A 21792-nucleotide genomic window follows, 5' to 3' on the forward strand; every position below is an offset into this window, starting at 1 on the left:
CTGTTTGATGAAACGAAATGGCTTGCTATAAAGCATAAAAAAGGTTCCTTCGAAGGATGTTACTCCCCGAAGGAACCTTTTTTCTTGTTTTCTTTTTATCTTGAACCTATTGAATTGCTTTTCTTCAATTCTATATTACTTGTTCTCGAATACCAATCCGCCTTCCTTGGTGTAATCGATGGTGATTGGTTTCTCACGACTTACTTCTTCGGAAAGAATCTTCTTACTCAAGTCGTTCAATACGTAATCCTGAATAGCACGCTTTACAGGGCGGGCACCAAACTCTGGATTGTAACCTACCTCAGCAAGATAACTGATAGCGGCAGGAGTCCAGCAGAGTTCAAAGCCTTGAGGCTCCAACATCTTCTTGACTCTATTCATCTGGAGTTCAACCACTTTGGCTATCTGCTCCTGGGTGAGAGGCTTGAAGGTGATGATATCGTCGATACGGTTCAGGAACTCAGGACGGAAGGTCTTCTTCAACATCTCACGGCTTGCATTGGAAGTCATGATGATGATGGTGTTCTTGAAGTTTACCACACGACCCTTATTGTCGGTCAGACGGCCATCGTCCAATACCTGAAGTAAGGTGTTGAAGACGTCAGGGTGAGCCTTCTCTATCTCATCGAAGAGAACTACACTGTATGGTTTGCGACGAACAGCCTCGGTCAACTGACCACCCTCATCGTAGCCTACGTATCCTGGAGGCGCTCCGATCAGACGAGTGACACTGAACTTTTCCTGATACTCGCTCATATCGATTCGGGTCATCATCGACTCATCATTGAACAGGTATTCGGCAAGCGCCTTGGCCAACTCGGTTTTACCAACACCGGTAGTTCCGAGGAAGATAAAGCTGGCGATAGGACGCTTAGGATCCTGCAATCCAGCACGAGAACGGCGTACTGCATCACTTACTGCTGTGATAGCCTCGTCTTGTCCGATGACTCTCTTGTGGAGTTCTTCCTCTAGATGGAGTAGTTTCTCGCGCTCGCTCTGCATCATACGGCTTACTGGAATTCCCGTCCAGCGGCTTACTACCTCTGCAATATCGTCGGCAGTAACCTCCTCGCGGATCATCGCCTCACCGCCCTGAGTACTCTTCAGTTGCTCCTGAATCTTCTTGATATCGTCTTCGAGAGCTACCAGCTTAGAGTATCTGATTTCAGCTACGCGCTCGTAATTGCCTTCACGCTCCATGCGTTCAGCCTCAAACTTGAGATTCTCCATCTCCTGTTTGTCCTGCTGAATCTTGTTGACGAGTGCTTTTTCTCCTTCCCATTTAGCACGGAAGTCATGCTCCTTGTCTTTGAGTTCAGCGATTTCCTTGTCGAGCTGCTGAATCTTAGGTTGGTCATTTTCACGCTTGATAGCCTCACGTTCAATCTCCAACTGCTTCAAGTGACGGGTGATTTCATCCAGTTCTTCTGGTACAGAGTCGCGCTCCATACGGAGTTTAGCTGCGGCTTCATCCATCAGGTCGATGGCCTTGTCCGGAAGGAATCTGTCGGAAATATATCTTTCAGACAACTTGACGGCTGCAATGCAGGCATCATCCTGAATACGTACCTTATGATGGTTCTCGTAACGTTCCTTAATACCACGGAGGATGCTGATGGCATCTACCTCGTCAGGTTCGTTGACCATGACGGTCTGGAATCTACGCTCCAGTGCCTTATCCTTCTCGAAGTACTTCTGATACTCGTTGAGGGTAGTAGCACCGATGGCTCTCAGTTCGCCACGTGCCAAGGCTGGCTTCAGAATGTTGGCAGCATCCATGGCGCCCTCGCCACCGCCAGCGCCTACCAAGGTATGGATTTCATCAATGAAGAGGATAATCTGTCCGTTGGCATTGGTTACCTCCTTGATGACGCTCTTGAGTCGTTCCTCAAATTCACCCTTGTATTTTGCACCAGCCACCAGTGCGCCCATGTCGAGCGAATAGAGTTGCTTGTTCTTCAGATTTTCAGGCACATCGCCACGAACGATACGCTCTGCAAGTCCCTCTACGATAGCGGTTTTACCAGTACCTGGTTCACCGATAAGGATAGGGTTGTTCTTGGTTCTACGAGAGAGAATCTGAAGTACCCGGCGAATCTCTTCGTCACGACCGATTACAGGGTCGAGTTTGCCGCTCCTGGCCTGTTCAACCAGATTCTTGGCGTATTTTTCGAGACTCTGATAGTTCTCGTCAGCACTTTGACTCTTAACGTTCTGTCCTTGTCTGAGGGCCTGAATAGCAGCAGTCAAATCCTTCTCGTTGGCACCAGCATCCTTCAAGATGCGGGCTGCTGTAGAATTACCTTTGAGGATGGCAAGGAGGATTGGTTCCACGCTGACGAATTCGTCGCCCATCTTCTTGGCGATGTCCTCGGCATTGATAAGAATCTGATTGGTGTCGCCCGAGAGATATGGCTGCCCGGCACCCTGCACACGAGGCAGATGCTGCATCTCCTGTTGCAAGAGCATGGCAATCTGATTGCTGTTCATGCCTAACTTCTGGAAGATATAGTTGGTTACATCAGGTGCTTTCTCGATGATACCACTGAGAAGATGCACCGGTTCGATGGTCTGCTGACCATTACGCTGCGCGATGTTCACAGCGGCTTGCACCGCTTCTTGCGCCTTGATTGTAAATTTGTCGAATGTCATATTTATTCTCCTTTCTTATTTATAGGGATTATTATTTTCTTTTAGTGAATTCTGATTTTATGAATTATTATTCAGCTTTCTCTTGGCAAAGGAGCGAATAGTGTGCCGATATGTGATTTTCTGACATTTTGACATAAATGAGGCGGTTTTTGGTGGGTTTTGGGGTGTTTTATGTGTCAAATTGTCGGCTCAAAGGGCGAACTTTGAGTCTTTTAAAAGAGGATAACTTCAGGACTTTTATAGACGACCAACTTAGGCCTTAATAGACGACCAACATGGGTCTTAATAGATGCCTGACTTTGGTCTTCATAGACGCTTCATTCTACCTGTTATAGAAAATAGGCTTTTTGCTTTTTGGAAAGGATGGGTGAATGACCGGTCATGGTCATTATCGGTCATTTTTATTTTCGGGATTCATTAAAAGCTTGTACTTTTTTAGTGATAAATAGTTAATTATACTTTCTCTTTCATTTTGACCGAAAAAGACCATGACCGGAATTGTAATATTAGCATCCGTTGATGAGAGAAAGTATATGTAAAGTAAAGTGTAACTTCTTGAATTGCAGAGGATTATCGGATAGAAATGGTGTGGACGAGAAACTATGGACGGCATCAGCTTGTGCTCGCAATGTTAACCAAAACTGGTAATATTATTAGCAATCAGACTTGATTTATCGCAAATATACCTAAAATATTCCTATAACTCGCCTTGAAATTTGGTGGTTTCGATTATTTTTTGTAATTTTGCAGCGTTTTATAATTAGAAAGAAGTCGAATTCAAAATAGATAATTAATGGCTGAAACAAAGAAAATCAAGACAGCGTTGGTGTCTGTCTTCCACAAAGATGGCTTGGATGAGTTGCTCGCCAAGTTGAACGAAGAGGGTGTTAAATTCTTGAGCACTGGTGGTACTCAGAAATTTATCGAATCTTTGGGTTATGAATGTCAGAAAGTTGAGGATGTTACCACATATCCATCAATCCTTGGTGGTCGTGTGAAGACTCTTCACCCAAAAATATTTGGAGGAATCTTGGCTCGCCGCGACAATGAGGGTGACCAGGAGCAGATGAAGGAATTTGAAATTCCAAGCATCGACCTCGTTATCGTAGATTTGTATCCATTCGAGCAGACTGTAGCAAGTGGTGCCAGCGATGCTGATATTATCGAGAAGATTGATATCGGTGGTATTTCTTTGATCCGTGCAGGTGCAAAGAACTTCAAGGATGTAGTCATCGTTCCAAGCAAGGCTGAGTACAACGTACTTCTTGATATTCTCAAGCAGAAGGGTGCAGAGACTGATATCGAAGACCGCAAGATGTTCGCAGAGCGTGCCTTTGGTGTAAGTTCTCACTATGATACTGCAATCCATGCTTGGTTTGCTAAGTAAAAAAGGTTCTCTTCTTGTTCTCATCTTGTGAGGCGAGAAGATGGCTACAAAAGATAGATTTTAAGCTTAAAATAATAGATTTTACATTAGAAAATGGGATTTTTTTCATTTATTCAGGAAATCGCAATGGACTTAGGTACCGCCAATACCATCATTATCAGTGATGATAAGATTGTAGTGGACGAACCTTCTGTTGTGGCACTTGACCGTCGTACCGACAAGATGATTGCGGTGGGAGAGAAGGCTAAGATGATGTACGAGAAGACTCATGACAACATCCGTACAATCCGTCCTTTGCGCGATGGTGTTATTGCCGACTTTACCGCTTGCGAGCAGATGATGCGTGGACTCATCAAGATGGTTCACACGGGTAGTCGTCTGTTCTCCCCATCACTCCGTATGGTTATCGGAGTTCCTTCTGGTTCTACTGAGGTGGAACTTCGTGCAGTGCGCGATTCTGCAGAACATGCAGATGGCCGTGATGTTTACTTGATTTTTGAGCCAATGGCTGCAGCTATCGGTATCGGTATCGATGTAGAGGCACCTGAAGGCAATATGATAGTTGATATAGGTGGTGGTTCTACCGAGATTGCAGTGATTTCTCTGGGTGGTATTGTTTCCAACAATTCTATCCGTACTGCGGGTGATGATCTTACTGCTGATATCCAGGAATATATGAGCCGCCAGCACAATGTGAAGGTTTCTGAGCGTATGGCTGAGCGTATCAAGATTCATGTAGGTTCTGCCTTGACAGATCTTGGTGATGAGGCTCCTGAGGATTTCATCGTTCATGGTCCTAACCGTATTACAGCCCTTCCAATGGAGGTTCCTGTATGTTATCAGGAAATTGCTCACTGTTTGGATAAGACTGTAGCGAAGATTGAGAATGCTGTGCTTTCTGCACTCGAAAATACTCCTCCTGAGCTTTATGCTGATATCGTAAAGAATGGTATCTGGCTCTCTGGTGGTGGTGCTTTGCTCCGTGGTCTCGACAAGCGACTCCAGGATAAGATCAATATCCCATTCCACATCGCAGAAGACCCATTGCACAGTGTAGCTAAGGGTGCTGGTATTGCATTGAAAAATGTAGATCGTTTCTCTTTCTTGATGCGATAAATAGTTTCATCAAAGAGAGATAATAACATATAAGGTGAAAAGATAGATAAAGAGATGGAATCCTCCTCAATCGAGGAGGAGATCATCTCTTTTTAAGTCATAATGGTTTAATACATTGAGCGGATTAAGGCGTAAAATGAATTAAACCAGGATGGGTTGACTCATCATGGGTGTGTCTTATGATAGCTTTTCTCCTGTATGTTGATATTCTACATGTTTTTTTCATTTACATGTTAATTTACTAAAAGTATGCACAACCTTTTAGAGTTTTTGACAAAATATAACCATTGGTTTGTCTTTGTGATTCTTGAGGTGGTGAGTTTTGTGCTCCTGTTTCAGTACAACAGTTACCAGGGTAGCGTATGGTTCTCATCGGCTAATGCCGTGACGGGCAAACTCTACGAATGGGATTCCAATGTGGAAACCTTTTTCTCACTCACCAAGGTAAATCAGGAACTGACCCAACGCAATGCTTACCTGGAACAGCAGGTGCAGCAGCTCTCCGAGAAATTGACTGATGCTACCAAGGACAGTACCTTTGCGCAGCGCAGCCAGATGAGTCTGTTGCAGTCTTATCATCTGATTCCTGCCAAGGTGGTTGCCAATAGCATAGATAAGCCGGGCAACCTGATGACTATCGACAAGGGTAGGGCTGATGGTGTGCGCAAGGATATGGGTGTGGTTTGCGGTACAGGTGTGGTTGGCATTGTGTATCTGGTAGCAGAACATTATAGCGTGCTGATTCCTGTACTCAATACAAAGTCTAACATCAGTTGCACCATCAAGAACAGAGGCTATTTTGGTTATCTTCGTTGGAAAGGTGGTCCTTCTGAATATGCTTATATGGAGGATGTTCCTCGTCATGCTCATTTCAAGTTGGGCGATTATGTAGTGACGAGTGGCTACTCTGCTGTCTTCCCTCCAGGTGTGTTGGTAGGAAAGGTGCTGCACGTATTCAATTCCGCGGATGGTCTTTCGTATCGGGTTCAGTTGAAACTCTCTACTGATTTTGCCAAGCTGCGTGACGTCTGTGTCATCGATGATGCGCCTATGCGTGAGCGTCTGGAACTGATGAGAGCGGCTCAGGATTCCATCAAACCGGATTAAAATAGCCTGTATTCCTGATGCATGGAATGAGGCAAAATGGAAATGGTTATTCAAATATTTAAATTTCTAATTTTAACTAATGAGTATAGAACAAGTAAGACGATTTGTGCTGTTTGTAGTACTCTTGTTGGTACAAGGACTGGTGCTCAATCATATTCATCTCTTCGATTGTGCCACACCATTGATCTACATCATCTTGGTGCTGCATTTTCGCAGAAACCAGTCTAGATGGTCGGCTCTTCTCTGGAGCTTTTCCCTCGGACTCTGTGTTGATGTCTTTGCCAATACCCCAGGTGTGGCAGCTGCTTCTATGACGCTCATGGGACTGGTTCAGCCTTATCTCTTCGAACTTTTCATACCGAGAGACAGTGCTGACGATCTGGAACCAACCATCCGCAGCATTGGTGTTTCTTCCTTTTTTTGGTATGTTTTCATCATGATTCTGCTCTATTGCTTGGTATTCTTCACATTGGAGACCTTCAATTTCTTCAATTGGATCCAGTGGCTCAAGTGTATTGGGGGCAGTACCCTGCTCACTTACTTGCTGGTTATGGCATTGGAAAGTATTAAAAAATAGAAGGACTTCAGGGGTTCACTGTGCAAATCTTGAATCTCCTGAATTTCAGGACAATCAATATGGATAGGAAATATGATAGATTATAATCTCGAAAAGCGTAGATTTGTGATAGGTGGTGTGGCCATAGTAATAGTGGTCACCTATCTGATTCGTCTCTTTACGCTCCAGATTATGAGCGACGACTATAAGAAAAATGCCGATAGTAATGCCTTCCTCAAGCAGATAGAATATCCTTCGAGAGGTGCCATCTACGACCGCAATGGCAAGCTGATGGTTTACAACCAGCCTTCCTATGACATCATGGTAGTGATGAACGAAGAGAAAAACCGTCTTGATACGATGGATTTCTGTAATGCCTTAGGTATTACCAAGGAATTTTTCATCAAGCGTATGGAAGATATCAAGGATAGAAGTAAGAATCCGGGATATTCCAGATATACGCAACAGCTCTTCATGACTCAGTTGAGCGATAAGGATTTTAGCGTGTTCCAGGAAAAGATGTTCCGTTTTCCTGGCTTCTATGTGCAGAAACGAAGCATCCGAGAATATACTTATCCTTATGCAGCCCATGTGCTGGGTGATGTGGGAGAGGTTTCGGAAAGCGATATAGAGGATGATAGCTATTATCAGCCAGGTGACTACATCGGTAAACTCGGTCTGGAAAAGCATTATGAAAAAGAATTGCGCGGACAGAAGGGTGTGAAAATCATGCTTCGTGATGCCCGAGGTAGAATACAAGGCAGTTATCAGAACGGAAAGTTCGACCAGAAACCTATCGCAGGTAAGGATCTGACGCTCGGTATTGATGTAAAATTACAGGCATTGGGTGAGCGACTCATGCAGGGTAAAATCGGTAGTATCGTAGCTATTGATCCGCGCACGGGAGAGGTGCTGGCTATGGTTTCTTCTCCTACTTACGACCCTCGTCGTCTGGTGGGCAAACAGCGTGGAAAGATGCATAAGTGGCTGTCTCACAATCCGTGGAAACCACTCCTCAACCGTAGTATTATGGGTCAGTATCCTCCGGGTTCTACCTTCAAGACTACGCAGGCGCTTACTTTCCTTTCTGAGGGAATTATCACGCCAGGTACGGCTTTCCCTTGCCATAGAGGTTTCTCTTACAGGGGGCTCCACGTAGGTTGTCACGGCCATCCATCGCCTATCGCTCTGGTGGATGCTATCAGTACCTCATGTAACGGTTATTTCTGTTGGGGACTTTACTATATGATGGGTAATAAGCGCAAGTACCATTCCGTGCAGACCGCTATGGACACCTGGCGCGACTATATGAAGAGTATGGGATTCGGATATAAATTGGGCATTGACTTGCCTGGTGAAAAGCGAGGTCTTATTCCTAATGCTGCCTATTATGACAAGGCTTATAAAGGCTCATGGAACGGATTGACCATTATCAGTATCTCCATCGGACAGGGTGAGGTCAATCTGACTCCTCTGCAAATAGCCAACCTGGGTGCAACGATAGCCAACCGTGGTTATTACTACGTGCCTCATGTAGTACGTAAGGTAAAGGGCGAGCCGCTTGATACGCTTTATACCCGACGCCATCAGACGATGGCTACTCGAAGGGCTTATGATTACGTAGTGGCAGGTATGAGAAGTTCTGCTTTGAGAGGAACCTGTAAGATGCTTGCCCGATACGACTTTGAACCTTGTGGTAAGACGGGTACAGCGCAGAACCGTGGTCATGACCACTCTGTATTCATGGGTTTCGCACCGATGAACAATCCAAAGATTGCCATTGCCGTATATGTAGAGAATGGTGGATGGGGTGCCGATTATGGTGTGCCTATCGGTGGATTGATGATGGAACAATATTTGAAAGGTAAATTGTCGCCAGCTTCTGAAAGTCAGGCGACGGCAATGCAAAATAGAAGAATCGCTTATGGCTCAAGTAGCAGATAATAGACAACCAAGTGTGCTTCGTTCCATCGACTGGTGGACGATAGGTATTTATCTTGCACTGCTTTCATTCGGATGGATCAGTGTCTGTGGTGCCAGCTACACTTATGGAGACAATGATATTTTCAGTCTGGGTACTCGTTCGGGCATGCAGATTATCTGGATAGGTACTTCGATCGCATTAGGCTTTGTACTCCTGATGCTCGACGACAGGTTTTACGATACCTTCTCTTATGTGATTTATGCCGTCTTGATATTGTTGCTTTTTGCTACAATCTTCAATCCGCATAGCATCAAGGGTTCGCATTCCTGGCTTGTGTTAGGTCCGCTCCGACTCCAGCCCGCCGAATTTGGTAAGTTTGCCACGGCACTCGCCGTTGCTAAGTTTATGTCGAGTTATGGCTTTAATATCCACAACATCAAGCATTTCATGGCTGCTGTGGGTATTATCCTGCTCCCAATGGTGTGCATTGTAGGACAGAGAGAGACGGGTTCTGCACTGGTTTATTCAGCCTTCTTCCTCATGCTCTATCGCGAGGGAATGCCCGGAAGCATCCTCTTTACGGCTGTGGCCATGGTGGTCTATTTCGTAGTTGGCATCAAGTATGAGAATGTGATGATGTGGGACTCCTATACTTCCATCGGTAAGTTTGTGGTGCTTTTGCTGGTGCAGATATTTACGGCAGGTATGGTTAGTTCCTATACGGGTAACAAGAAACATTGTTATACGATTCTTGCTTACTGTGTTGGTATTACGCTCATCTTCCTGCTCTTCTCCACCTATGTGATTCCTTTCGACATCGTTTGGGTTCAACTTGGTTTGTGTGCAGCCATGATTGGCTATATTGTTTATCAGGCATTGGCAACCCGATTGCGCAGTTATTATTTCATAGCTGCCTTCGCCTTAGGTTCTATAGCTTTCTTCTACTCAGCCGATTATGTGCTCAACAATGTGATGGAACCTCACCAGCGTGTGCGTATCAATGTACTTTTAGGATTGGATGAAGACTTGGCAGGTGCAGGTTACAATGTTCATCAGAGTGAGATTGCTATCGGCTCTGGTGGTTTGCAAGGTAAGGGATTTCTGAACGGAACGCAGACCAAACTGAAGTTCGTGCCAGAGCAGGATACTGACTTTATCTTCTGTACGGTAGGAGAGGAGGAAGGATTCCTTGGTTCGGCCTGTGTGCTTCTGCTCTTCCTGGCATTGATCTTGAGGTTGATTCATCTGGCAGAGCGACAACCCTTTAAGTTTGGGCGAGTGTATGGCTATTGCGTACTGAGTGTGTTCCTCTTTCACCTGTTTATCAATGTGGGCATGGTGCTGGGTCTCACTCCTGTCATTGGTATTCCTTTGCCATTCTTCAGTTATGGCGGTAGTTCGCTTTGGGGTTTCACTATCCTGCTTTTCATTTTCCTAAGGATTGATGCTGGACGAAATCTGATAAGAAACTAAAAAATGCAGAGATTAAGCTGGAAAGAAAGCAGAGTTAAGCTTGGAAAGAAGCAGAGATTAAACTTGGTAAGAATGCGAAGTATTAAATAAAATCTGTGTAATCTGCGAAATCTTCGTGAAAAAAATCGTAAAATAATAAATCAGCGAGGAGAAAATAATAATCCCCAAGAAGGAATTTCTTCAGAAAAATATATTTCTGACTGAAGTTTTGCATGTGGTTTAAGTACCGTCTAAGGGCTTCTGCCCTTTCAGGGCGTGTGGAGCTTACATGCGAAACTTGATTTTCTGAAAAATCCTTGAAAAATAATCCCTGAGAAAAAAGTGAAAAAGAGAAATCCCCCTTGAAGTTCCTCTGTGATGTTGAGAACTTTCAAGGGGGATTTCTCTTTAATGTTTCACGACTTTTAATCCAATATCACTGATGCCTGGCAGAATCTCTCGTTTCATGTCATGGCGGATGGTGACATGGATAGAGTCGTTTTTGTTCAACTGATAAACGTTGATGGGGAAGTTATATTGATAATAACTGATTCCTTGTCCTGTAGTAGCTCCGTTTTTGTCGATGAGCTTGCATTGGATAGTATCTATCTTCACCGTTTTTTCTTTCCTGTTGTGGCTGTCGGGGTAGATGCTCTGTTCTACGATGAGGGTCAGTCCCATAAAAGGATAAGCACCTGTGATGCGAAGTCCTAAATGTTCCTGATAGTACCCCGATGCTGCCAATGGTGGAATATCAAACGACAAGGTGTCGTTTTTTTCCCATCCGGCAATAGGAGTATGAGAATACGAATCGTAAACCATTGAATCCTTGCAGGATGAGAAAAAGTTTAAAGCAGTGAATGTACCTATTATTAATAAGGTATAGAATAGTTTCTTCATTATCTTATATTACCTTTCTTACCTTTTTTTTTATTATCATTCCTTACTTCATGTTATTCTTGATGGCTACCTTGGTTGTTGTTACCTTGGTTGCTTTCAGGGATGTTTACAGGATTATGACTTGGGTTTTCTCCCTGATTATTTCCCTGATTTCCATTACCTTTTTGATAGTTTCTGTCTCGCTGTGGGCGGTTTCCTCTTTGCTGTCTTTCTCCCTGCTGTCGATAGTCTCTCTGAGGTCTTTCTCCCTGCTGTCGATAGTCTCTCTGAGGTCTATCTCCCTGCTGTCGATTGTTTCTCTGAGGTCTATCTCCCTGCTGTCGATTATCTCTCTGAGGTCTCTGTCCGCGGTTTCGATGATCATTGCGTCGATTCTCTCTATTACCATCACGTTCCTCAGGTGCAGACGCTGTATTTGAAATATCGGCATTTGGCTGCTGTGGCGTATTTTGCTGCTGAGCATTTTCGCCATTAACAGCTTTGCTGCGATTCTTATTATTCTTTTTCTTTCGCTTCGCCTTGTCAAAACGGCTTAAGTCTGCTTCTGCAAGCAAGTCTGCAGATTTTGGTTTCTCTTTCACCTTACCATCTTCCAGTAAGCTCAAAGGCTTTTCGCCCTGACGGTTCATTGCTATGATTTCTTGAGCTCGTTCTGCTGTAATCGTTTCGAGGTTGGAAGCCATATTCTTATCTGAAGAATAGGTGATAAGACCTGCGAGAATATCTGTCTTAAACTGGTAGAAATCTCCATCTGCCGTTTGCAGAACAATATCCTTGGCAGGAATTTTCTTGCCTGCTTCCACATAATTATCTACCTCATAGTTGAGACAGCATTTGAGTTTTGCACACATACCTGCCAATTTCTGAGGGTTGAGAGAAATGTCCTGGAAACGGGCTGCGTTTGTACTTACACTCACAAAGTTTTTCATCCAAGTGGCACAACAGAGTTCGCGTCCGCAAGGTCCTGTACCACCGATGCGTCCAGCTTCCTGTCTTGCTCCTATTTGTTTCATTTCGATACGCACATGGAAAGTATCTGCCAAAACCTTGATGAGTTGTCGGAAATCGACACGTTCGTCGGCAATATAATAGAAGATGGCTTTGTTGCCGTCTCCCTGATACTCCACATCGCCAATCTTCATCTTCAGTCCAAGATCTTTCGCAATCTGTCTGCTCTGGATCATGGTGCCATGCTCACGGCTCTTGGCTTCCTTGCACTTCTCGATATCTACAGGTTTGGCTATTCGATAGATGCGCTTGATGTCATCTGCAGATTTGAGATTGGCTTTCTTGATTTGCAATTTCACCAATCTTCCTGTAAGCGTTACCACGCCAATGTCATGGCCAGGACTCGCCTCCACCGCCACGATATCCCCTTTTTTCAGGTCGAGGTTGTTGACGTTGTGATAATATGCCTTTCGGGTGTTCTTAAACTGCACTTCCACAAGGTCTGTGCTTTCGGCATTGCCAGGCACATCGGCAAGCCAGTCGTATGTGTTCAGTTGTCGGTCTTGGCGTCCTACTGCCTTGCAGCAGAGACCTCGGTCGCAACCATTCCACATTCTGAATTTCATATCCTTGTAATCCACAATAATCTGATTTTAATAATGTATAATTTTATGATATATATTGTATTGTACAAATATTTTTTGTACAATGATTATTCCTTATATGGTAATTAATTGTCTTTACTGACTCTTTAGTCTGCATACCCTGCCGTTATTTTCTGATGAGCAATACGATGATTTTGAGAGCCAGATCGAAAAAGACAATTTTTGCATTGGCATTTTGCCCAATATCCCTTTTGCATTCATCGAAGAGGTTGAATATGTCGATGATATTAGCCTCGTTGATGAAACGGGCGAAATTCTTGGCGAAATTCTCTTCCTCTTGCGTCATGTAAATCAGTTCTTCCTGCCGGAAATTGTACATGAAGCTTTCTCTGAGCATGTGCGTGAAATAATCAAGCATACGTTTCTGTTTTTCTCGTCCGAAAGTAGCTACTACTTCGCTCCATTTCTTGAGGTCGTGGATATTGCGCATGTAGGCAAGTCGCATGAGCATGATAAACATGTCCAGATGCTGCCTGTTCTCATTGCCGGCATTGAGTTCTTCGATAGCCGCATTCCAGTTGCCATGTGCGATGCGTGCGATGCGATGGGCATTCTCTTGCTCTAATCCTCTTCTGCTGATGAGTGCTTCTTCCATCTCTTCATCAGAAATCTTCTTGAAATCGATTCTTTGAGTACGGCTTCTGATGGTTTCGAGGAGCAATTCCGGTTCTTCACTCACCATGATGAAGTAGGTCTTGGCAGGCGGTTCTTCCAGAAGTTTCAATATCTTGTTGGCACTCGTAATATTCATGCGCTCAGGAAGCCAGATGAGGCTTACCTTATTGCCTCCGAGTACCGACTTGAAATTGAGTTTGCGGGAGATTTCGTCAGTCTCTTCTACAGTAATGATAGCCTGCTTGTTGAAGTCTGCGTCATTTTTTCCCATTTTCCTCATCCACTGGTCGATTTGGAAGTAAGGCCCTTCGGCAAGCAATTCTCGCCACTGGGTAATGAAGTCGTCGCTGATAGGCTTGTGTTCACTTCCCATATCAGATGTTTTGATGGTAGGGAAGGTGAAATGAAGGTCTGGATGTTCCCATTTCTTGAGCATGGCACTGGTACGGCGTTCAGCGTCTGTAGGAGTAGAAGCATTCTCTTCCATTTTTTCTCCCATCAGATAGCTGGCGAAAGCCAAAGCTACAGCCATCTTGCCGCAGCCTTTAGGACCGCAGAACATGATGGCATGAGGAATACGTTCTTCCTCCGCCATCTGCATCAGTCGTGCCCATACTTCTTTCTGACCTATTACTTCGCTAAACTTCATATTATAGTATTTTTTGTAGGAGTAAACTCCGTTTTCTTATTTTATATCTTTTCTATTTAAAACGTTTAAACCGACTTCTTTTTTTTACCAATTCCTTTTATATAAAGGATTTTATTATTTAGTTCATGTTTCTAAAACGTCTTTAGCGTTTTTTTGAAATCTCTCGCTTAAAACAGAGTCTTTGCGATTTGTTTAACACTATCCACAGCGGAGACGGTGAAGAAATGAACATTGTTGTAACCATGCTCGAAGAGGTCTTTCACCTGAGCAGTTGTCCATTCAATGCCAAGTTCTTTTGCGTCTTCATCAGTCTTACACTTCAAGACTTCCTGTGCCAGTTCCTCTGGTATGTCGCAATGGAAAGTCTTAGGTACAACGGTAAGCTGTGACAGTTTTGCGAAAGGCTTTATGGCAGGAATGATAGGTATGGTGATACCCATTTTCCTTGCCTTTTCCACGAAATCATAGAATTTCTGATTGTCGTAGAAGAGTTGGGTTACAGCATAGGCTGCGCCCAATTGTTGTTTCTCCAGGAGGTGCTGCATGTCCATTTCCAGATTTGGAGCTTCTTCATGCTTCTCCGGATAGCAAGCTACGCCACAGCAGAATTTTTCTCCCGGGTGTTTGATAGGAGTACCATCCATGAAGAAGCCATCATTGAATTGGTTGACTTGCTTCAAGAGGTCTGTAGCATGCATGTGACCATTTGCGGTCGGTGTAAACTGGCGGTCATCCTTCGCCTTGTCTCCACGCAGTACGAGGAGATTTGAAATGCCTAAGAACTGGAGGTCGAGCAGTTCATACTCGATATCTTCCTTGCTGGCTCCACTACAAATGACATGAGGAATAACCGGAATGTCGTATTTGTTTTGGATGGCACCTGCAATCGCAACTGTACCAGGGCGACGACGCACACGCTGGCGGGTAAGCAAACCATTGTCCAACTCTTTATAGACAAACTCGCTGTGGTGCGTGGTGATATTTATAAATCGAGGGTTAAATTCCTTCAGGGCATCGATGGTGCGGAAGAGTGCTGCAGTACCATTTCCCTTCAATGGAGGAAGAACCTCAAATGAAAAACCTTTCTCTTGGTCCCCGTTATTCAGAAATTCTGTTATGTTCATCTTCTTTATTTCTTTTTGTAATGTAGGGTGTAATTTGAATGTTGAATAGACTCTGAGGGCCTTACTTTTGCGGATGACAAAGCGTATAGCCCTATTTGTTTGCAAAAATACAAAAAAATAGGCTGAAAGACGAAAAAATAAGGAGCAAAACGAAAAAATAAAGAGCAAAAATGAAAAAATATGGGGAAAAAAGAAAGATGGACGTAATATTTTTAAGAATCATGTAATATTTGTGGAAAAATAGCGTAATAAGTATAGTTTTACAAACTATTCTAAAACAGATACAATTTAAACCTAAAAAATATGGAACAGAATCAAAATGGCTCTAAAGCCTATCTTATCTCAATTGTGATGGTCGCCGTATTGGGTGGCTTGCTCTTCGGTTATGATACCGCAGTAATTTCGGGTGCCGAAAAAGGATTGCAAGCTTTCTTCAAGGGCGCAAGTGATTTCGAATACACGGATTTCATGCACGGATTTACATCATCAAGTGCATTGATCGGTTGTATCATCGGTAGTGCTCTTTCTGGTCTCTTTGCCAGTAAGTTGGGACGTAAACGCTCGCTTATTTTTGCGGGTGTCTGCTTCTTCCTGTCTGCATGGGGATCAATGGAACCAGAGAGCTACATCCTGCCACAGGGAAAGCCTGACTGGACTTTGCTTGTCGTTTTCAACTTCTATCGTGTCTTGGGTGGTATCGGTGTAGGTATGGCTTCGGCTATTTGTCCTATGTATATTGGAGAAATCGCACCAAGTAATATACGTGGTATGCTGGTAAGTTGGAATCAATTTGCTATCATCTTCGGTCAGTTGGTGGTCTATTTTGTCAATTTCATCATTATGGGAGATCATGCTAATCCGATTTATGATGCTGCAGGTGCTATTGCCAACTGGGCTGATGCGGAATGGACTGTTGAAACGGGTTGGAGATATATGTTCGGAAGTGAATGTGTGCCAGCCGGCTTGTTCACTTTCCTGATTTGTTTTGTTCCTGAGACTCCTCGTTATCTCGTCATGGTAGGACAGGAAGAGAAGGCTTATGGTATTCTTTCAAGAATCAATGGAAGTAATAAGGCTCATGAGATAATCCAGGATATTAAGAATACGGTAACGGTGAAGACTGAAAAGCTATTCTCCTATGGTTTTATGTGTATCTTTGTGGGTGTTATGCTCTCTGTTTTCCAGCAGGCTGTAGGCATTAATGCCGTGCTCTATTATGCTCCTCGTATCTTCCAGGATATGGGCATGAGCAATCCGATGGTTCAGACTGTGATTATGGGTATAGTGAATATTTCATTTACTTTAGTTGCTGTATTCTATGTAGAGAAATGGGGACGTAAACCTTTGCTGATCTTCGGTTCCATCGGTATGGCAATAGGAGCACTTGGTGTGGCTTTGACCTTCGGAAATCCTTCTTTGGGAACCATCACGATGCTCAGTATTATGGTTTATAGTGCCAGCTTCATGTTCTCTTGGGGGCCAATTGCTTGGGTGCTCATCGCAGAACTTTTCCCAAATACCATTCGTGGCGCTGCTGTTGCCATCGCAGTTGCCTTCCAGTGGATCTTCAACTTTATTGTCAGCTCAACCTTCGTTCCGCTGTTTAATATGCATTTGGTGGAAGGAGATGATTTCGGTCATTGGTTTACCTATGGTCTTTATGGAGCCATCTGTATTTGTGCAGCCCTCTTCGTGTGGAAACTTGTGCCAGAGACAAAGGGAAAGAGTCTGGAGGATATGAGTAAACTCTGGAGAAAGGAATAATGCTTTAAAACATTTATGATCAGTAAAAAGACGAGGCGCAAGCATCTTCACGATGGTTGCGCCTCTATACGTTTTTATATAAGAGAGTATTAACTTTATATAAGAGAGTATTAACTACGCATATATTTGATAGTTTAATTCTTTTCTTGATAATATTTTTATTATTTTGATGTCGCTTTATTGCGGCAAGCAAAACTTACATATGCACCTGAATGTGTTGAATTCTTGATGTAGTTGGTCTGTGCGCCATCTACAAAGATGTAGGTAAGATAGAATGGGAAACCGATTTGCTTGGTTGACCAAACACAGCTGCCTGTATAGTAAGAGGAGGTAGTGAATACCAATACAACCTTATGCTCTTTAGCATCTGAACCGTATGTAAGATTGAGGTTGATAGGACTTGGACAAGCATAAAAATATGCTTGGTTTGTCTGACTGTTTGGTAAAACCATGTACTTTCCTGCCACAGTCTTGTCTCCTACCTTACTGATAGCTTCCTTCAATTCTGGATTAGAGATGTGCTCAGCAAGTTTCTTGATTGGGAAATTGCTGATGGTAAATGTACTATCATTACGCATACTGAAATAGCATTCTGTCTCTACAGAATCTATCTGGTTCTTAACGTTAGCATCATTCTTGTGATCGAATAAGAGTACCAGATTAGAATAAGAACCTGCCATTTTCGTTTGGTAAGCATCTTGCTGCTCCTTTGTAAGATAGCTGTAGCCGTTATCATCTCCTGTATTACATGAAGTGAAAGTTAGTGCTGTGAGCAATACAGCAACTAAAGATAGCAATGTGATTTTTTTCATTTTCTTATGTTTAATTGTTATTATACTATTTTCCTACCTTTATGATAAAGGTATTTAGTTACGGATATATTATTCTTTTTATTTCTATCCTATTTTATAACCCAAAAAGAACAAGAATCTTGCATTAGATAGTAGTTAATTAATGTTAATAATGTTTTTGATCTATTTTCTTGCTTAATTAGAAAACATTATGTACCTTTGCATGTGTAATAATATGGTAGGGTAAACCTAAGCTTGTTGTTTTTCGGTAAATGATATTTTTAATAATTAGGTAAACTAAAATAATCAGTATGAAAAAGTTAAATAAGTTTGTGTTGAAATCTCTTGCATTGCTCTTTGCATTCTCTATTGCTGTGAGTTGTGGAGAGAGCAAGTCAAACCAGAAAGTCTTGTTTGATAAGATTGTTTCTAAAGCAAGCAAGACGGCTTCTGAAATAGACAAGGTGGTTTCTGAAGCAAACCAGTCTTCCTCGAAAACAAGTGGAACTTCTGTAGCAGAAGGTAATTATGATGGTTTGGAAATTCCTGTTTATACGAGGGGCACCTTGTCGGAAACCATCAGAAAGCGCTATTCCTATACCGTTTCTTACAATCATGAGATGAAAAATCCTAATTGGGTAGCTTGGACAATCTCTGCAGAGCATGCTTCTGGTAAAGTACAGCGTATGGCTTTTCAGGATGATGAAGATATGCCTGATCCAAAGGGCTATCTGTCTGATTATTATAATAGCGGGTATGATAGAGGTCACATGTGTCCTGCTGCTGATAATAAATGGAGTGAAAAAGCTATGGAGGATTGTTTCTTGATTACCAATATGTGTCCACAGGATAATGGTTTGAACCGTGGTATGTGGAATAGTATTGAGCAGCAATGCCGTTCGTGGGCAGTAAAATACGGGAAGGTCTATGTGGTATGTGGTCCTATTTATCTGAACCAGCAGCATCGCAAAATAGGAAGGAATAAAGTAGTGGTTCCTGAGGCTTTCTTTAAGGTAGTCCTTCGTATGGGTGATTATCCTCAAGCTATTGGCTTTATCTGTAGGAACCAATCTCAGAAAGGAAGGAAAAAGACAGACTTTGTCAATTCTATCGATGAAGTTGAGCGAATTACGGGATACGATTTCTTCTCTAAATTGCCTGATAATATAGAGAATAAGGTGGAAGCCAAAGCGGATATGAATGAATGGTAGTTGATAATCAGTTGCATATAGCAGATGTCTATAGTAGATCATCAATAGCTATCGGATAAATCAGTATCTGAAAAATAGAATGATAATAAAACAAAAAAGACTTCCAAAAAAATGGAAGTCTTTTTTAGGATTGTGACTCGCATGGGGCTCGAACCCATGACCCCAACATTAAAAGTGTTGTGCTCTACCAGCTGAGCTAGCGAGTCAATCTCCAACTTTATGTTTCAAAAGCGAGTGCAAAGGTATAGCTTTTTTTTGAATCCACCAAATAAAAAGCAGATTTTTTGTAAAAAACTCGCGTTTTTCTCGTTTTTCTTTACTTTTTATTTCTCAGAAGGCACTTTGGCAGGCGTTTTCAGTTCATTGGCGGCTTCTTCCGGAGTCTGGTAGTTTTCATAATGAGGCTTCTCTCTGGTCACATATCTTTGCCAATAGGCGATGAGAAGTGTGGTAAGAGGAAGGGCTACAATCAAGCCAATGAATCCTAATAAAGCACCCCATACAGAAAGACTCAAGAGCAAAATGGCAGGATTTAGTCCCATTGCCTTACCCATAATCTTAGGTGTCACCACCATGTCGGTTATAATCTGTACTACACAGAATACCAGGAAGGCTAATCCGAAGACCAACCAGAAGTTCTGGCCCGTATCTGCTGCCTTGAGCATGGCAAGGAAGGCGGTAGGGATGAGTGCAAAGGTGTGGAGGTATGGTACTAAGTCCATGATTCCTATCAGAATGCCCAAACCTATAGCCATTGGAAATCCGATAATCGTAAATCCGATACAGAACATGATGCCCATACATAATGCCACCATTCCCTGACCACGAATATAGTTATTCATTTCGCGTTCTACATCCTTCATCAGTTCGTGCCAGAAAGGACGGCTCTTTTTAGGGAAGATGCGTATCCAATTGGCGGTAAGGGTCTCATAATCGAGCAGGATAAAGAACATATATAATAATGTAATCATCGAAGCGATGATACTCAGAATGATATTTGCAGTTTGTCCTACTACGGAGAAAACCTTAGGCATGGCACTCTTAATGGCATCGGAAAAATCCTTGCTCTTCATGAATTTCTCTATTTGCCCCTGATTTTCCTGTATCCAGTCCTTGATGAGTGCTGTGAGGTTGTTGGTATGAGTAGTCTGGTGCAACCACTTAGTCAGCACATCGCCCAGTTTGTCAAACTGGTCAATCATAGGAGGAATAATCATCCAGATAACTCCACCGATGACACCAATGGCAAGCAACATGGCTATGATGATAGACAAAGCTCTCACCTTAACGTGCAACTTGTTTTCTATGAATTTGACTACAGGATAAAGTAAGTAAGCGAAAAACCAAGCGATGAAGAATGGTAAGAGTACGCTGCTTAAATAGTTGGTAGCAAAGAGCACAGCCCCTATTATGAGCACAATGCCTGTCCAACGGATAAATTTGTCAAATGTAATTTCCTTTGCCATAAGTATTATATAATAATGTAGAGTTAGGCATGATTCCTTGGAGAATTTTAATCATCTCCTTTCAGTGCTTTCTGGTAACATTCTCGACACAAAGGCTCATATTCGTCTTTTTCGCCGAGCAGAACTCTTCGCTCATTGTTCACCAGACGATGGCTTACGTAAGCCAAGGCGCCACACTTCACGCAGATGGCATGCACTTTGGTAACCTCGTCTGCGATGGCACACAAGGCAGGAATCGGGCCGAAAGGAACTCCCTTGAAGTCCATATCCAATCCGGCAACGATGACTCTGATGCCACGGTTAGCCAGTTCGTTGCAAACTTCAACGAGGCCATTGTCAAAAAACTGGGCTTCATCAATACCGACCACATCGATGTCTGAAGCCAATAAGAGCAAAGACCCAGAGGATTCAATTGGAGTTGACCGGATAGAGTTCTGGTCATGGCTCACAACTTCTTCATCTGAGTAGCGCGTATCGATGGAAGGTTTGAAGATTTCCACCTTCTGCTTGGCGAACTTTGCTCGCTTCATTCTTCGGATTAATTCTTCTGTTTTTCCAGAGAACATAGATCCGCACACCACTTCAATTCTGCCGGGACGGTGTGTCTCCCCAAGTAGATTTTCTGTCATTTCGTGGCAAAATTAGCAATAAGGTTTTAAAAAATGCAAAGAAAATCGTTTTTTTTTTGCTTAGAAAGATTATTTAACTACATTTGTACCCCGTATGGGCATATTATATATCGTACCGACTCCTGTTGGCAACATGGAGGACATGACAATGCGAGCTATCAGAGTCTTGAAAGAAGCTGATTTGATTCTCGCTGAGGACACTCGAACATCGAGCGTCCTACTGAAGCATTTCGACATCAAAAACAGATTGATGGCGCATCATAAGTTTAATGAACATGGCACTTCGGCTTCTGTTGTAGAACGCTTGAAGGCGGGTGAGACCATAGCTCTCATCTCGGATGCTGGTACTCCTGGAATCAGCGATCCCGGCTTTTATTTGGCACGTGAGGCTGCTAAAGCGGGGATAACCGTTCAGACTTTGCCTGGTCCTACGGCCTGCATTCCTGCCATTGTCTCATCTGGTTTACCTTGTGACAGATTCTGTTTCGAGGGCTTTATTCCCCAAAAGAAGGGGAGACAGACTTATCTGGAGTCTTTGCAAAATGAAACTCGTACGATGATTTTCTATGAATCGCCTTATCGTGTGGTGAAAACCTTACAGCAGTTTGCTGAGGTATTTGGTGAAGACAGACAAGTAAGTTGCTGCCGTGAAATCTCAAAGATACACGAAGAAAGTGTCAGAGGTACTTTGGCAGAAGTGATTGCTCATTTTGAGGAAGTGGAGCCAAGAGGCGAGTTCGTAATCGTGCTTGCCGGTAAGGATCCTAAGCAACTCAAGGAAGAAATGAAAGAAAAGCGACGTGAAGAACGTAAAATGAATAAGTATCAAAATTAAA

17 protein-coding genes and 1 tRNA gene are annotated in these 21792 nt (G+C 43.1%); 9 read left to right on the plus strand and 9 right to left on the minus strand.

Annotated features, from left to right (window positions below):
* Window positions 1-135: 135 nt before the first annotated feature.
* Entirely contained in the window at window positions 136-2652 is a 2517-nt protein-coding gene (clpB, locus tag KUA50_RS14935; RefSeq protein ID WP_218456405.1) for an ATP-dependent chaperone ClpB, read from the minus strand.
* Window positions 2653-3445: 793 nt separating this feature from the next.
* Here clpB and KUA50_RS14940 point away from each other — a divergent pair.
* From KUA50_RS14940 to rodA, 6 genes are all read left to right on the plus strand, one after another.
* Entirely contained in the window at window positions 3446-4039 is a 594-nt protein-coding gene (locus KUA50_RS14940) for a phosphoribosylaminoimidazolecarboxamide formyltransferase/IMP cyclohydrolase (RefSeq protein WP_022110047.1), read from the plus strand.
* Between the two features lie 93 nt (window positions 4040-4132).
* Window positions 4133-5155 (plus strand): rod shape-determining protein, encoded by a 1023-nt coding sequence (locus tag KUA50_RS14945; protein WP_006847875.1) that lies wholly within the window; start codon window positions 4133-4135, stop codon window positions 5153-5155.
* Between the two features lie 249 nt (window positions 5156-5404).
* Window positions 5405-6262, plus strand: coding sequence for a rod shape-determining protein MreC (mreC, locus tag KUA50_RS14950; protein ID WP_218456404.1), 858 nt, complete (start codon window positions 5405-5407; stop codon window positions 6260-6262).
* A 79-nt stretch (window positions 6263-6341) separates the two neighbouring features.
* Window positions 6342-6839 (plus strand): rod shape-determining protein MreD, encoded by a 498-nt coding sequence (mreD, locus tag KUA50_RS14955; protein WP_022110049.1) that lies wholly within the window; start codon window positions 6342-6344, stop codon window positions 6837-6839.
* Window positions 6840-6911: 72 nt separating this feature from the next.
* On the plus strand, window positions 6912-8762 hold the full coding sequence (mrdA, locus tag KUA50_RS14960) for a penicillin-binding protein 2 (protein WP_022110050.1): 1851 nt from the start codon (window positions 6912-6914) through the stop codon (window positions 8760-8762).
* Window positions 8743-10215, plus strand: coding sequence for a rod shape-determining protein RodA (gene rodA / locus KUA50_RS14965; RefSeq protein ID WP_218456403.1), 1473 nt, complete (start codon window positions 8743-8745; stop codon window positions 10213-10215). The genes mrdA and rodA overlap by 20 nt, the downstream gene beginning before the upstream one ends.
* A 387-nt stretch (window positions 10216-10602) precedes the next feature.
* Here the strand turns inward: rodA and KUA50_RS14970 are convergent, their stop codons facing one another.
* From KUA50_RS14970 to KUA50_RS14985, 4 genes are all read right to left on the minus strand, one after another.
* A complete protein-coding gene (locus KUA50_RS14970) occupies window positions 10603-11094 on the minus strand; it encodes a gliding motility lipoprotein GldH (protein WP_022110052.1) in 492 nt (163 codons plus the stop codon).
* A 53-nt stretch (window positions 11095-11147) separates the two neighbouring features.
* Complete coding sequence (gene ricT / locus KUA50_RS14975; protein WP_218456402.1) at window positions 11148-12668, minus strand: stage 0 sporulation family protein; 1521 nt, start codon at window positions 12666-12668, stop codon at window positions 11148-11150.
* Between the two features lie 145 nt (window positions 12669-12813).
* Complete coding sequence (locus KUA50_RS14980) at window positions 12814-13971, minus strand: ATP-binding protein (RefSeq protein ID WP_118117174.1); 1158 nt, start codon at window positions 13969-13971, stop codon at window positions 12814-12816.
* 167 nt (window positions 13972-14138) lie between these two features.
* Window positions 14139-15095 carry a methylenetetrahydrofolate reductase gene (locus KUA50_RS14985; protein WP_218456401.1) on the minus strand — a complete coding sequence of 319 codons (957 nt, stop codon included), beginning with the start codon at window positions 15093-15095 and terminating at the stop codon, window positions 14139-14141.
* 303 nt (window positions 15096-15398) lie between these two features.
* Here KUA50_RS14985 and xylE point away from each other — a divergent pair, with 303 nt between their 5' ends.
* The gene (gene xylE, locus KUA50_RS14990; RefSeq protein WP_218456400.1) at window positions 15399-16859 is read left to right on the plus strand and encodes a D-xylose transporter XylE; all 1461 of its coding nucleotides are present in this window, start codon (window positions 15399-15401) and stop codon (window positions 16857-16859) included.
* 161 nt (window positions 16860-17020) lie between these two features.
* Here xylE and KUA50_RS14995 read toward each other — a convergent pair whose 3' ends face one another.
* A complete protein-coding gene (locus KUA50_RS14995; RefSeq protein WP_218456399.1) occupies window positions 17021-17671 on the minus strand; it encodes a DUF4840 domain-containing protein in 651 nt (216 codons plus the stop codon).
* Window positions 17672-17961: 290 nt separating this feature from the next.
* Here KUA50_RS14995 and KUA50_RS15000 point away from each other — a divergent pair, with 290 nt between their 5' ends.
* Window positions 17962-18861, plus strand: a complete 900-nt coding sequence (locus KUA50_RS15000; protein WP_218456398.1) for a DNA/RNA non-specific endonuclease — start codon at window positions 17962-17964, stop codon at window positions 18859-18861.
* Between the two features lie 133 nt (window positions 18862-18994).
* Here KUA50_RS15000 and KUA50_RS15005 read toward each other — a convergent pair.
* The 3 genes from KUA50_RS15005 to KUA50_RS15015 form a co-directional block, all read right to left on the minus strand.
* A tRNA-Lys gene (locus KUA50_RS15005) sits at window positions 18995-19067 on the minus strand.
* 117 nt (window positions 19068-19184) lie between these two features.
* Entirely contained in the window at window positions 19185-20327 is a 1143-nt protein-coding gene (locus tag KUA50_RS15010; protein ID WP_218456397.1) for an AI-2E family transporter, read from the minus strand.
* 47 nt (window positions 20328-20374) lie between these two features.
* Complete coding sequence (locus tag KUA50_RS15015) at window positions 20375-20956, minus strand: thymidine kinase (RefSeq protein WP_218456396.1); 582 nt, start codon at window positions 20954-20956, stop codon at window positions 20375-20377.
* Between the two features lie 94 nt (window positions 20957-21050).
* Here KUA50_RS15015 and rsmI point away from each other — a divergent pair, with 94 nt between their 5' ends.
* A complete protein-coding gene (gene rsmI / locus KUA50_RS15020; protein ID WP_022110061.1) occupies window positions 21051-21791 on the plus strand; it encodes a 16S rRNA (cytidine(1402)-2'-O)-methyltransferase in 741 nt (246 codons plus the stop codon).
* The last annotated feature ends 1 nt before the right edge of the window (window position 21792 follow it).

It is taken from the genome of Segatella hominis (assembly GCF_019249725.2).
GTDB lineage: Bacteria > Bacteroidota > Bacteroidia > Bacteroidales > Bacteroidaceae > Prevotella.